The 12,271-nt window shown below is 56.8% G+C and carries 15 protein-coding genes; 13 read left to right on the top strand and 2 right to left on the bottom strand.

The genetic code is table 11. The features are described 5' to 3' along the window. From cysD to rpoS, 12 genes are all read left to right on the top strand, one after another. Entirely contained in the window at positions 1-909 is a 909-nt protein-coding gene (gene cysD / locus U9O48_RS17595) for a sulfate adenylyltransferase subunit CysD (RefSeq protein ID WP_095283121.1), read from the top strand. Between the two features lie 9 nt (positions 910-918). Then, positions 919-2,346, top strand: a complete 1,428-nt coding sequence (gene cysN / locus U9O48_RS17590) for a sulfate adenylyltransferase subunit CysN (RefSeq protein ID WP_324722875.1) — start codon at positions 919-921, stop codon at positions 2,344-2,346. Further along, positions 2,346-2,951 (top strand): adenylyl-sulfate kinase, encoded by a 606-nt coding sequence (gene cysC, locus U9O48_RS17585; RefSeq protein ID WP_282492813.1) that lies wholly within the window; start codon positions 2,346-2,348, stop codon positions 2,949-2,951. Before cysN ends, cysC begins: the two co-directional genes overlap by 1 nt. 59 nt (positions 2,952-3,010) lie before the next feature. Next, on the top strand, positions 3,011-3,334 hold the full coding sequence (locus U9O48_RS17580; protein WP_282492814.1) for a DUF3561 family protein: 324 nt from the start codon (positions 3,011-3,013) through the stop codon (positions 3,332-3,334). A gap of 78 nt (positions 3,335-3,412) precedes the next feature. Next, on the top strand, positions 3,413-3,724 hold the full coding sequence (gene ftsB / locus U9O48_RS17575) for a cell division protein FtsB (protein ID WP_100779135.1): 312 nt from the start codon (positions 3,413-3,415) through the stop codon (positions 3,722-3,724). Between the two features lie 19 nt (positions 3,725-3,743). Beyond that, positions 3,744-4,454, top strand: a complete 711-nt coding sequence (gene ispD / locus U9O48_RS17570; RefSeq protein ID WP_324722874.1) for a 2-C-methyl-D-erythritol 4-phosphate cytidylyltransferase — start codon at positions 3,744-3,746, stop codon at positions 4,452-4,454. Next, complete coding sequence (ispF, locus tag U9O48_RS17565; protein ID WP_285144836.1) at positions 4,454-4,933, top strand: 2-C-methyl-D-erythritol 2,4-cyclodiphosphate synthase; 480 nt, start codon at positions 4,454-4,456, stop codon at positions 4,931-4,933. The genes ispD and ispF overlap by 1 nt, the downstream gene beginning before the upstream one ends. Further along, positions 4,930-5,979: a tRNA pseudouridine(13) synthase TruD gene (gene truD, locus U9O48_RS17560; protein WP_324722873.1), complete on the top strand. Its 1,050-nt coding sequence runs from the start codon at positions 4,930-4,932 to the stop codon at positions 5,977-5,979. The genes ispF and truD overlap by 4 nt, the downstream gene beginning before the upstream one ends. Continuing rightward, on the top strand, positions 5,960-6,721 hold the full coding sequence (gene surE, locus U9O48_RS17555) for a 5'/3'-nucleotidase SurE (protein ID WP_285144838.1): 762 nt from the start codon (positions 5,960-5,962) through the stop codon (positions 6,719-6,721). The genes truD and surE overlap by 20 nt, the downstream gene beginning before the upstream one ends. Continuing rightward, complete coding sequence (locus tag U9O48_RS17550; protein WP_282492819.1) at positions 6,715-7,341, top strand: protein-L-isoaspartate(D-aspartate) O-methyltransferase; 627 nt, start codon at positions 6,715-6,717, stop codon at positions 7,339-7,341. The genes surE and U9O48_RS17550 overlap by 7 nt, the downstream gene beginning before the upstream one ends. Positions 7,342-7,457: 116 nt before the next feature. Then, positions 7,458-8,582, top strand: coding sequence for a murein hydrolase activator NlpD (nlpD, locus tag U9O48_RS17545; RefSeq protein WP_282492820.1), 1,125 nt, complete (start codon positions 7,458-7,460; stop codon positions 8,580-8,582). Between the two features lie 61 nt (positions 8,583-8,643). After that, positions 8,644-9,636 (top strand): RNA polymerase sigma factor RpoS, encoded by a 993-nt coding sequence (gene rpoS / locus U9O48_RS17540; protein WP_095283101.1) that lies wholly within the window; start codon positions 8,644-8,646, stop codon positions 9,634-9,636. A 50-nt stretch (positions 9,637-9,686) separates the two neighbouring features. Here rpoS and U9O48_RS17535 read toward each other — a convergent pair whose 3' ends face one another. Together U9O48_RS17535 and U9O48_RS17530 are read right to left on the bottom strand one after the other, a co-directional pair. Continuing rightward, positions 9,687-10,064, bottom strand: a complete 378-nt coding sequence (locus U9O48_RS17535; protein ID WP_324722872.1) for a DUF4440 domain-containing protein — start codon at positions 10,062-10,064, stop codon at positions 9,687-9,689. Beyond that, positions 10,061-11,269 (bottom strand): MFS transporter, encoded by a 1,209-nt coding sequence (locus U9O48_RS17530; RefSeq protein ID WP_324722871.1) that lies wholly within the window; start codon positions 11,267-11,269, stop codon positions 10,061-10,063. Before U9O48_RS17530 ends, U9O48_RS17535 begins: the two co-directional genes overlap by 4 nt. Positions 11,270-11,356: 87 nt before the next feature. On the opposite strand from U9O48_RS17530, the gene U9O48_RS17525 reads away from it, so the two are divergent. After that, a complete protein-coding gene (locus U9O48_RS17525; RefSeq protein ID WP_324722870.1) occupies positions 11,357-12,265 on the top strand; it encodes a LysR family transcriptional regulator in 909 nt (302 codons plus the stop codon). Positions 12,266-12,271 lie beyond the last annotated feature (6 nt).

Here is a 12,271-nt window from a genome sequence, read left to right as displayed (position 1 = left end):
ATGGACCAAAAACGACTGACCCACCTGCGGCAACTCGAAGCGGAAAGCATCCATATTATCCGCGAGGTGGCTGCTGAATTTTCGAACCCGGTGATGATGTACTCCATCGGCAAAGACTCCAGCGTCATGCTGCATTTGGCGCGTAAAGCCTTCTATCCGGGCACCTTGCCGTTCCCGCTGCTGCACGTGGATACGGGCTGGAAATTCCGCGAGATGTACGAGTTCCGCGACCGCACCGCCAAAGCCTACGGCTGCGAGCTGCTGGTGCACAAAAACCCCGAAGGGGTGGCGATGGGCATCAACCCGTTTGTCCACGGCAGCGCCAAACATACGGACATCATGAAAACCGAAGGGCTGAAGCAGGCCCTGAACAAATACGGTTTTGATGCGGCCTTCGGCGGCGCGCGTCGTGACGAAGAGAAATCCCGTGCCAAAGAGCGTATCTACTCGTTCCGCGACCGCTTCCACCGCTGGGATCCGAAAAACCAGCGCCCGGAGCTGTGGCACAACTACAACGGCCAGATCAACAAAGGCGAAAGCATCCGCGTCTTCCCGCTCTCCAACTGGACCGAGCTGGATATCTGGCAGTACATCTATCTGGAAAATATCGAAATCGTGCCACTGTATCTGGCGGCTGAGCGCCCGGTGCTGGAGCGCGACGGCATGCTGATGATGATCGACGACGATCGCATTGATTTGCAGCCGGGCGAAGTGATCAAGAAACAGATGGTGCGCTTCCGCACGCTGGGCTGCTGGCCGCTGACCGGCGCGGTGGAGTCGAACGCGCAGACGCTGCCGGAGATCATCGAAGAGATGCTGGTCTCCACCACCAGTGAGCGACAGGGGCGCATGATTGACCGCGACCAGGCAGGCTCAATGGAGCTGAAGAAACGTCAGGGTTATTTCTAAGGAGCCGCCATGAACACCACTATTGCACAACAAATTGCTGATGAAGGCGGCGTGGAAGCCTATCTTCACGCTCAGCAGCACAAAAGCCTGCTGCGCTTTCTGACCTGCGGCAGCGTCGATGACGGGAAAAGTACCCTGATTGGCCGCCTGCTGCACGACACGCGACAGATTTACGAAGACCAGCTCTCCTCCCTGCACAACGACAGCAAACGTCACGGCACGCAGGGCGAAAAACTCGACCTGGCCCTGCTGGTGGATGGTCTGCAGGCCGAGCGCGAGCAGGGGATTACCATCGACGTGGCGTACCGCTATTTCTCCACCGAGAAACGCAAATTCATCATCGCCGATACCCCAGGGCACGAGCAGTACACCCGTAATATGGCGACCGGCGCGTCGACCTGCGAGCTGGCGATCCTGCTGATGGACGCGCGCAAAGGCGTGCTGGATCAGACCCGTCGCCACAGCTTTATCTCCACCCTGCTGGGCATCAAACACCTGGTGGTGGCGGTCAATAAAATGGATCTGGTGAATTTCAGCGAAGAGAAATTCAACGAGATCCGCGAGAGCTACCTGACCTTTGCCGGGCAGCTGCCGGGCAATCTGGATATCCGCTTCGTGCCGCTCTCCGCGCTGGAAGGCGACAACGTCGCCACCCAGAGCGTGAATATGCCGTGGTACAGCGGCCCGACGCTGCTCGAAGTGCTGGAAACCGTGGAAATCCAGCGCCCGGTGGAAAGCCAGCCGATGCGCTTCCCGGTGCAGTATGTGAACCGCCCGAACCTCGATTTCCGCGGCTTCTCCGGGACCATTGCCTCCGGCGTGGTGAAAGTCGGCCAGCGCGTGAAGGCGCTGCCGTCCGGCGTGGAGTCGACCATCGCCCGTATCGTGACCTTCGACGGCGATCTGCCGGAAGCAGGTGCGGGCGAAGCGGTCACCCTGGTACTGAAAGATGAGATCGATATCAGCCGGGGCGATCTGCTGCTGGACGCGCAGGAGAGCGTGCCTGCCGTGCAGAGTGCCTCTCTGGACGTGGTGTGGATGGCGGAACAACCGCTGACGGCGGGTCAGAGCTATGACATTAAAATCGCGGGCAAGAAAACCCGGGCGCGCGTGGATGGCATTCAGTATCAGGTGGACATCAACAATCTGGCGCAGCATCAGGTCACCGAGCTGCCGCTGAACGGGATTGGGCTGGTGGATCTCACCTTTGATGAGCCGCTGGTGCTCGACAAATATCAGCAAAACCCGGTGACGGGCGGGCTGATCTTTATCGACCGTCTGACCAACGTCACCGTCGGTGCCGGGATGGTGCGCGAACCGCACGAGCAGGCGACCGCCGTGCCTTCTGAATTCAGCGCCTTTGAGCTGGAGCTGAACGCGCTGGTGCGCAAACACTTCCCGCACTGGGGCGCACGCGATTTGCTAGGAGGCAAATAATGGCCCAGCACGATGAGAACGTCGTCTGGCACCCTCATCCGGTGACGGTCAGCGCGCGCGAACAACTCCACGGTCACCGTGGGGTAGTGCTGTGGTTTACCGGGCTCTCCGGTTCGGGGAAATCCACCGTCGCCGGGGCGCTGGAGGAGGCGCTGCATAAGCAGGGTGTAAGCACTTATTTACTCGATGGTGACAACGTCCGTCACGGCCTGTGCAGCGATCTGGGCTTTAGCGACGAAGATCGCAAAGAGAATATTCGCCGCGTGGGCGAAGTGGCGAGCCTGATGGCCGATGCCGGTCTGGTGGTGTTAACCGCGTTTATCTCGCCCCATCGCGCTGAGCGGCAGATGGTGCGCGAGCGCGTGGGGCACGAGCGGTTTATCGAAGTGTTCGTTGATACGCCGCTGGAGGTGTGCGAAGCGCGCGATCCTAAGGGGCTGTATAAAAAAGCCCGGGCGGGAGAGCTGCGCAATTTCACCGGCATTGACTCGGTTTACGAAGCGCCTGAATCGCCAGAAATTCACCTGGAGGGTCAACAATTGGTAACAAATTTAGTAAGCCAATTATTAGACCTGCTCAGACGGGGCGATATTATCAGATCCTGAGACGGTATCGAACGGATAGCTCGCTGCCCGTAAGATGTGTCATGGTCACAGGAACTGCTATGCGTAACAGTGAGAATTACATTATCACCGGGTCGGAAACCGTATCGGCTGATGACGAGACGACCTGGTCACTTCCTGGGGCCGTGGTCGGCTTCGCCTCGTGGTTGCTGGCGCTCGGCATCCCGTTCGCGATCTATGGCCGCAATACGTTGTTTTTCTTCCTCTACACCTGGCCTTTCTTCCTCGCACTGATGCCCGTCGCGGTGGTGGTCGGCATTGCGCTGCACTCGCTGCTCAACGGGCGGCTGCTCTACAGCACCGTTATCACCATTGCTACGGTAGTGATCATCTTTGGCCTGCTGTTTTTATGGCTGATGGGCTAACTTAAGACATAATTAAAACCCCAGAGTAGAGTCGAACGGAAAGTTATGGGATGATGATGCCGTTTTTCAGGGGGCTGGATGGGTAAATTAACACTGCTGTTGCTGGCTTTGCTGGTCTGGCTGCAGTATTCGCTGTGGTTCGGTAAGAACGGTCTTCACGACTACAGCCGCGTCAATGACGACGTCACGGCACAGCAGGCAACGAACGCAAAACTTAAAGCGCGAAACGATCAACTCTTTGCTGAAATTGATGACCTCAATGGCGGGCAAGAGGCGATTGAGGAACGCGCACGTAACGAACTCAGTATGACCAAGCCGGGCGAAACCTTTTATCGTCTGGTGCCGGATGCGTCTAAACGCAGTCAGGGCTCAGCACAAAACAATCGATAATCAGGCCCAGGATTACGACATGGCAGTGACTTTTTCGGATGTATGCGCTGTGGTACCGGCAGCAGGTTTCGGTCGGCGCATGCAAACAGAGTGTCCTAAGCAGTACCTTTCCATTGGCGACAAAACGATCCTTGAACACTCCGTGGCGGCGCTGCTGGCGAACCCACGGGTGACGCGCGTCGTGATCGCCATCAGTCCGGGCGATGCCCGTTTTGCCGCGCTACCGCTGGCAAATCATCCACAGATTACCGTCGTTGATGGTGGCGCAGAGCGCGCCGACTCCGTTCTGGCTGGCCTTCGCGCCGCAGGAGATGCGCAGTGGGTGCTGGTGCACGACGCCGCCCGCCCGTGTCTGCATCAGGACGATCTGGCCCGTTTGCTCAAACTCAGCGAAACCAGTACTACAGGCGGCATTCTGGCCTCACCTGTGCGCGACACCATGAAACGCGCCGAGCCAGGCCTGCAGAAGATTGCCCATACCGTTGAGCGCGTCGATTTATGGCACGCGCTGACCCCCCAGTTTTTCCCCCGCGAACTGCTCAACAGCTGCTTAACCCGCGCGCTCAATGAAGGCGCAACCATCACCGATGAAGCGTCGGCGCTGGAGTATTGCGGTTACCACCCTGAGCTTGTTGAGGGGCGCGCTGATAATATAAAAGTGACGCGCCCGGAAGATTTACAGCTCGCGGAATTTTATCTTACCCGTACGATCCCTCAGGAGAAGGCATAATGCGAATTGGACACGGTTTTGACGTACACGCCTTTGGCGGCGTTGGCCCGATTATCATTGGCGGCGTACGCATTCCCTTTGAACAGGGCCTGCTGGCGCATTCTGATGGCGATGTCGCGCTGCATGCCTTAACCGACGCCCTGCTCGGCGCGGCGGCGCTTGGCGATATTGGCAAACTGTTCCCGGACACGGACCCGGCCTTTAAAGGCGCGGACAGCCGTGAGCTGCTGCGCGAAGCCTGGCGCCGCATTCAGGCCAAGGGCTACACCCTGGGCAACGTCGATGTGACCATCATCGCCCAGGCCCCGAAAATGCTGCCGCATATCCCGCAGATGCGCGTCTTTATCGCTGAAGATCTCGGTTGTCATATGGATGACGTCAACGTCAAAGCCACCACCACGGAAAAACTCGGATTTGTCGGGCGTGGCGAAGGTATCGCCTGCGAGGCCGTCGCGCTGCTGGTGAAGGCGGCCAAATGATCGAGTTTGATAACCTGACGTATCTGCACGGCAAACCCCAGGGCAATGGCCTGCTGAAAGCCAACCCGGAAGATTTCGTGGTCGTAGAAGACCTCGGATTCCAGCCGGACGGCGAAGGCGAACATGTGCTTGTTCGCATTCTGAAAAATGGCTGCAACACTCGATTTGTGGCCGATGCGCTGGCAAAATTCCTGAAGATTCACGCCCGTGAAGTGAGCTTTGCCGGGCAAAAAGATAAACACGCGGTCACGGAGCAGTGGCTGTGCGCGCGCGTGCCGGGCAATGTGATGCCTGATTTAAGCAAATTTGAGCTGGAAGGCTGTAAGGTGCTGGAGTACGCCCGCCACAAGCGCAAGCTGCGCCTGGGCGCGCTTCAGGGCAATGCCTTTACGCTGGTGCTGCGTGAAGTCACGAATCGCGATGACGTGGAAAAACGCCTGACCACCATCAGCGAGCAGGGCGTACCGAACTATTTCGGCGCTCAGCGTTTTGGGCTGGGCGGCAGCAACCTGCAGGGCGCGCTGCGCTGGGCGCAGAGCAATGCCCCGGTGCGCGACAGGAATAAACGCAGTTTTTGGTTGTCGGCGGCCCGCAGTGCGTTGTTTAATCAGATTGTGAGCGAACGACTGAAAAAAACGGACGCGAATCAAGTTGTTGTCGGCGATGCGCTACAATTAGCGGGACGCGGCAGTTGGTTTGTGGCAACAAGCGACGAAATGGCCGATCTGCAGGCGCGCGTCGATAACAAAACGCTGATGATTACCGCCGCGCTGCCCGGCTCGGGAGAGTGGGGGCCGCAGGGCGATGCGCTTGTCGCAGAGCAGGCCGCGGTAGCAGAAGAGACAGAATTACAATCACTGCTGGTGCGGGAGAAAGTCGAGGCGGCACGCCGTGCGATGCTGCTCTATCCGCAGCAGCTGAGCTGGAACTGGTGGGATGACGTCACCGTCGAGTTACGTTTTTGGCTGCCGGCCGGGAGCTTTGCCACCAGTGTTGTCAGGGAACTAATCAATACGTCGGGTGACTATGCGAATATTGCTGAGTAACGATGATGGGATCCATGCGCCTGGCATTCAGACGCTGGCGAAACACCTGCGCGAATTTGCCGAGGTGCAGGTTGTTGCTCCCGATCGTAACCGCAGCGGTGCGTCCAACTCCTTAACGCTGGAATCATCCCTTCGCACCTTTACGTTTGATAATGGTGACATCGCGGTACAGATGGGGACGCCGACGGACTGCGTCTTCCTCGGCGTCAATGCGCTGATGCGCCCGCGCCCGGACGTGGTGGTGTCAGGCATCAACGCTGGCCCAAACCTGGGCGATGACGTGATTTACTCGGGCACGGTCGCAGCGGCGATGGAAGGGCGTCATCTCGGGTTCCCGGCGCTGGCGGTGTCTCTCAACGGCCATAAGCACTACGACACGGCGGCCGCCGTGACCTGCTCCATCCTGCGTGCGCTCAGCCGCGAGCCGCTGCGCACCGGACGTATTCTGAATATTAACGTGCCGGATCTGCCCCTTGAGGAGATCAAAGGCATTCGTGTGACGCGCTGCGGCAGCCGCCATCCGGCGGACAAAGTGATCCCGCAGCAGGATCCGCGCGGAAACACCCTCTACTGGATTGGTCCGCCTGGCGAGCAGTGCGACGCCGGGCCGGATACGGATTTTGCCGCCGTGGACGAAGGCTATGTTTCCGTCACGCCGCTGCACGTGGATTTAACCGCGTATAACGCGCAAGATGTGGTCTCAGGCTGGCTGGAACGTGCCGGGGTGAACACACAATGGTAAGTAAACGTGTACAAGCTCTTCTGAATCAATTACGCACTCAGGGCATCACCGACGAGCGTGTGCTTGAGGCTATCTCACAGGTACCGCGTGAGAAATTTGTGGATGAGGCGTTTGAACACAAAGCGTGGGAAAACGTGGCCTTGCCGATAGGGCAGGGGCAGACGATTTCGCAGCCGTACATGGTGGCGCGGATGACCGAACTGCTGGAGCTGACGCCGGAATCCCGCGTGCTGGAGATCGGCACTGGTTCAGGGTATCAGACGGCAATTCTGGCCCATCTCGTTCATCATGTCTGCTCCGTCGAGCGAATCAAAGGTTTGCAGTGGCACGCCCGCCGTCGCCTTAAACAGCTCGATTTACACAATGTTTCAACCCGTCACGGCGATGGCTGGCAGGGCTGGCAGGCCCGCGCGCCGTTTGATGCCATTATCGTGACGGCAGCACCGCTTGAGATCCCGTCTGCGCTCCTGGCGCAGTTGGACGACGGCGGCATTCTCGTTTTGCCGGTGGGCGATGAACAACAGCTGCTTAAGCGTGTTTATCGACGGGGCGACGAGTTCATTATCGATACCGTAGAAGCCGTGCGCTTTGTGCCTCTGGTCAAAGGAGAGCTTGCCTGATACTCGGAATTTTCCAGGGTTATTCGGAAAAATTCAGCGTATGGTGTGGCGCAAAAGGTTCGAGCCATCACGGTTAATTTTAAGTCACTGGTAGTTAACACATTCCTGGGGGATAAATGAGCGCGGGAAGCCCGAAATTCACCATCAGCCGTGTTGCGGCATTGTCATTGGTTTCGCTTTGGCTGGCAGGTTGTACGAGTTCAAATAACGCCCCTGCGCCAGTGAGCTCAGTCGGCGGAAGCAGCAACTCGGGGAACACTTCCGGTGGAATGCTGATTACACCTCCGCCTAAAATGGGGACTGCGGCACCGCAGCAAACTCCGCAGATCCAGCCTGTTCACGTCCCGAGCACGCAGCCAACTCAGATTCAGCCAGTGCAACAACCTGTGCAGACCGAAAATGGCCGTATAGTCTATAACCGCAAGTATGGGAACATTCCGAAAGGAAGTTATACCGGCGGCAGCACCTACACCGTGAAACGCGGCGACACCCTGTTCTATATCGCGTGGATCACCGGGAACGATTTCCGTGACCTCGCCCAGCGAAATAACGTGCAGGCCCCGTATGGTCTGGAAGTCGGGCAGACGCTCCAGGTGGGTAACGCCACCGGTACGCCACTGACGCCAGGCAACTCCGTTTCAGCGGCGGATGTCACCGCGCAAAATAACAGCGTTAAACCTGCGCAAAATACCAGCGCGGTGGTTGCTTCACAGCCAACAATTACGTATTCTGAGGATTCAGGTGAACAGAGTGCTAACAAAATGTTGCCGAATAATAAGCCGTCTGCGACTGTCGTCACAGCACCGGTGACGGCACCTGTGGTTAGCTCTTCCGTACCGACTGCCAGCAGTCAATCTTCCAGTGCGCCAATTTCAACCTGGCGCTGGCCGACTGATGGCAAGGTTATCGAGAACTTCTCTTCCTCCGAGGGGGGAAATAAAGGGATCGATATCGCAGGGAGTAAAGGACAGGCAATCATCGCGACCGCAGACGGACGCGTTGTGTATGCCGGTAATGCTCTGCGCGGTTACGGTAATCTTATTATCATCAAACACAACGATGATTACCTGAGTGCCTACGCCCATAACGATACAATGCTGGTCCGGGAGCAACAAGAAATCAAGGCGGGGCAAAAAATCGCTACCATGGGTAGCACCGGCACCAGTTCTACACGCTTGCATTTTGAAATTCGTTACAAGGGGAAATCCGTAAACCCGCTGCAATATTTACCGCAGCGATAATTTGACGGGGCATACCGCTTCAGGGTGTCTCGTTCAGGGATCACGGGTAGGAGCCACCTTAATGAGTCAGAATACGCTGAAAGTTCATGATTTAAATGAAGACGCGGAATTTGATGAGAACGGAGCCGAGTCTTTTGATGAGAAAGCCTTGGTTGAAGAGGAACCCAGTGATAACGATTTAGCTGAAGAAGAGCTGTTATCGCAGGGCGCCACACAGCGTGTGCTTGACGCGACTCAGCTTTACCTTGGGGAGATTGGTTATTCCCCACTGTTAACGGCCGAAGAAGAAGTCTATTTCGCGCGTCGCGCATTGCGTGGAGATGTCGCCTCACGCCGCCGCATGATTGAAAGTAACCTGCGTCTGGTGGTGAAAATTGCTCGTCGTTACAGCAATCGTGGTCTGGCACTGCTGGATCTGATTGAAGAGGGCAACCTGGGCCTGATCCGCGCCGTTGAGAAGTTTGACCCAGAACGTGGGTTCCGTTTCTCTACGTACGCGACCTGGTGGATTCGTCAGACCATCGAACGGGCAATCATGAACCAAACCCGTACGATTCGCCTGCCGATTCACATCGTCAAAGAGTTGAACGTCTATCTGCGTACTGCGCGTGAGTTGTCCCATAAACTGGACCACGAGCCAAGTGCGGAAGAGATTGCCGAGCAGCTCGATAAACCGGTTGATGACGTAAGCCGTATGCTGCGTCTCAACGAGCGCATTACCTCCGTCGACACCCCGCTAGGTGGCGATTCCGAAAAAGCGCTGCTGGACATCCTGGCCGATGAAAAAGACAACGGTCCGGAAGACACCACGCAAGACGATGATATGAAACAGAGCATCGTCAAATGGCTGTTCGAACTGAACGCCAAACAGCGTGAAGTGCTGGCACGTCGTTTCGGTCTGTTGGGGTATGAAGCTGCGACACTGGAAGATGTGGGCCGTGAAATTGGCCTGACTCGTGAACGTGTTCGTCAGATTCAGGTAGAAGGTTTGCGTCGCCTGCGTGAAATCCTGCAGGGGCAAGGGCTGAATATCGAAGCGCTGTTCCGCGAATAAGCGAGTTTTCATCTAAAAGAGGCCCGTCGAGAGACGGGCCTTTTTCTTTTCTATCCCTGGGCCGTTTCGTGAAGATGACGCCAGAGCACACTTTCGCCTTGTTTGATCAACAGCACCGTAGACCATCGCACGGTGGTGGCGGCTGAAGGCTGACTTTGAATCTCCCGATACCGTAGCGCGGCACCTTCTGGCCATGTTTCCAGCACTTCCACGCTGTCCACGGTAATAGACAGCCCCGGACGGCCTCCGCGCTGCGTCAGAAAGAATCCTTTCAGGGCGGGATAATCCAGACAAGCGCCGGTTAATGTCACCATGCTGAATGTTTCGCTGAAGTGGGCCATCAGTGCTTCGTGATCGCCTGTACCTTTTCCGAGCCAGTTTTCAATGGCGACGTGCGTCTCAATGATTTTATTTTCGAATGTATTCATGATGTTTCCTTATGAAGATGCATAAGCACCTGTTGGTTGTTGAGGCGCAGCGCACTCATGATGGGCAAAAGCGTGATTACGGATGACAAAATAAACACCCCATGCCAGGCCTGAGCAGGGGTGAAAACCTGTTGCAGCGTACTGAGTATCAGCGCCAGCAGCGTCGCGCCAAGAAAGAAACTCAACTGACGATTAAAGTTCCAAAGGGCGCTGGCATCCGGCATCTCTTCAAAGGCAACATTGAGAAATGCGGTGCTCTGAGCTGTGCTGCTGCACAAACTGCCACCTGCACCCATAAGGACGAAGAGGGCAATAGTGAGCGATTCGGGCGTGGCGGCAGAGACTGTCGTCAAACCCGCGATTCCGGCTGCCTGCAGCAGACCGCCGGTGATAATGAGCGGGCGCGGGCCAAGGCGGTTGAAATATTTTCCGGTGGCTGAAATGGCGATAAACGAAGCGAGGGACCAGGGAAGCATAAGCGCTCCGGTCGCCGCCGGGGTCATCTTCGCCACGCTTTGCAGGTAAAAAAGGCCGACCACATTCACGCCGATGAATATCCCCGGCACGCACAGATAGACCAGCATTGAGAAACGCAGCAGCGGGTCGGACAACAGGGGGAAATGCAGCAACCTTGCAGGGCCGGGCGGAGCAGTCTCGTTTTTAAGCCACAGGCAAGCCAGGAGTAGCGTGACAACGGCAAGCGGCAGTGGGGCGAAAAAAATCCATCGCCAGTGAAAGAACTGAATCAGAACTCCACCCAGTGCAGGGGCGCACGCAGGTGCGAGAAGTGCGACCAGCATTACCGCCGTCGATAAACCAGCCCGTTCGTGCGGTTTAAACTGTTGCCATGCCAGCGCCTGTCCAACCGGGATGAGTAATCCACCGCCAGCACCCTGTAAAACACGCCAGAAGATCAGGTGATTCAACGAGTCAGACATACCGGCAGCAGTGGCCGCGGCACAAAACAGGGTCAGAGAAAGAATGAAAAGCCGCTTTGCACCCAGGCGGCGGGTGATGAGAGCACTAAAAGGGATGACCAGCGTCATGCCCGCAATATATCCGTTGCTGACCCATGCCAGCGCCGGGGCGGATGAATGAAACGCCACGGCCATTGTCGGGAACGCGACGCTGGCGATGAACATATTGATGAGATCGAGAAAAAAGCCCAGCAGAAATACGATGGCGACTTTACTACGGTATGCCATGTTTTACCCTCCATTAAGGAGCGGTAATGTATCTGTCTGAAAGCGAGGGATAAACGGCGTCCCTGACGATATACTGTCAAAATAATTTTGACAGTAATGGTGGCAGCTATGCTCAATTTACAGCGAATGACGACGTTCGTCGCCGTGGTGGACACCGGCAGTTTTACCGCAGCGGCGACTGCGCTCGGGCAAACAAAAGCTGTCGTAAGCTTCAATATTCGCCAGCTGGAAAACGAGTTGGGTGTAACGCTTCTCCTGCGCTCGACGCGGCGTATTACGCTGACGGAAGCGGGTTCGCTCTTTTACCAGCGCGGCGTCGAGTTGTTAAAAGCCGCTGAGAATTTACAGGATGAAGTCAGGGCCAGCCATGTTGGCCTGAGCGGTGAGCTGAGAATCACCTCCACACCGGAGTATGGCGCGCAGGTGATTATCCCGGTTCTGGCGGAGTTTAGTCGGCTTCACCCGGATTTACGGATACGCCACGTCGCCTCTTCACATCATGCTGATTTGATTGCAGAGCGTTTCGATGTCGCCATTCGATTGGGTCAGCTTGCTGACTCTCGCTATCACGCGGCGCTGATTTCACGTTTTGCGATATATCCCGTGGCCGCCCCTGAATGGCTGGCCGCAAATCCGGTTGATTCGCTGGATGCACTGGCGCAGGCCGAGTGGTTGATTCACGAACGTCTTCCTGCACCGCTGCGTTGGCAGGTGACCGATGCCAGCGGGAAAAGTGTGCTGTTAGAGATTAAGCGCCCTGCACGGCTGTTTGCCGACAGCGCTCAGGCGCTGATGGCCTTTGCGCTCGCGGGAGCTGGCGTGGCCTTGCTACCTGAATGGCTGGTCAGAGCCGAGCTGGAAAATGGGCGGCTGGTGCATCTGTTACCCGACTACGGTTTTGCGCAGCAGGGCATTTACGCGGTTTATCCCGATGCGCAGCATGTTTCGGCTAAGGTGCGCGTCTTTATTGACTATCTGCGCACCAGAGCCGGTTAATGCTGA

Origin of the sequence: Lelliottia sp. JS-SCA-14 (genome assembly GCF_035593345.1) — a bacterium.
GTDB lineage: Bacteria > Pseudomonadota > Gammaproteobacteria > Enterobacterales > Enterobacteriaceae > Enterobacter > Enterobacter wanjuensis.
This window is presented reverse-complemented; position numbering and strand designations above follow the sequence as displayed.

Coding starts and splice junctions, on each gene's coding strand:
- U9O48_RS17535 (WP_324722872.1), bottom strand. CDS start 10,064: ATGAATACATTCGAAAATAAAATCATTGAGACGCACGTCGCCATTGAA.
- rpoS (WP_095283101.1), top strand. CDS start 8,644: ATGAGTCAGAATACGCTGAAAGTTCATGATTTAAATGAAGACGCGGAA.
- ispD (WP_324722874.1), top strand. CDS start 3,744: ATGGCAGTGACTTTTTCGGATGTATGCGCTGTGGTACCGGCAGCAGGT.
- cysN (WP_324722875.1), top strand. CDS start 919: ATGAACACCACTATTGCACAACAAATTGCTGATGAAGGCGGCGTGGAA.
- surE (WP_285144838.1), top strand. CDS start 5,960: ATGCGAATATTGCTGAGTAACGATGATGGGATCCATGCGCCTGGCATT.
- ispF (WP_285144836.1), top strand. CDS start 4,454: ATGCGAATTGGACACGGTTTTGACGTACACGCCTTTGGCGGCGTTGGC.
- cysD (WP_095283121.1), top strand. CDS start 1: ATGGACCAAAAACGACTGACCCACCTGCGGCAACTCGAAGCGGAAAGC.
- ftsB (WP_100779135.1), top strand. CDS start 3,413: ATGGGTAAATTAACACTGCTGTTGCTGGCTTTGCTGGTCTGGCTGCAG.
- U9O48_RS17580 (WP_282492814.1), top strand. CDS start 3,011: ATGCGTAACAGTGAGAATTACATTATCACCGGGTCGGAAACCGTATCG.
- truD (WP_324722873.1), top strand. CDS start 4,930: ATGATCGAGTTTGATAACCTGACGTATCTGCACGGCAAACCCCAGGGC.
- U9O48_RS17530 (WP_324722871.1), bottom strand. CDS start 11,269: ATGGCATACCGTAGTAAAGTCGCCATCGTATTTCTGCTGGGCTTTTTT.
- cysC (WP_282492813.1), top strand. CDS start 2,346: ATGGCCCAGCACGATGAGAACGTCGTCTGGCACCCTCATCCGGTGACG.
- nlpD (WP_282492820.1), top strand. CDS start 7,458: ATGAGCGCGGGAAGCCCGAAATTCACCATCAGCCGTGTTGCGGCATTG.
- U9O48_RS17550 (WP_282492819.1), top strand. CDS start 6,715: ATGGTAAGTAAACGTGTACAAGCTCTTCTGAATCAATTACGCACTCAG.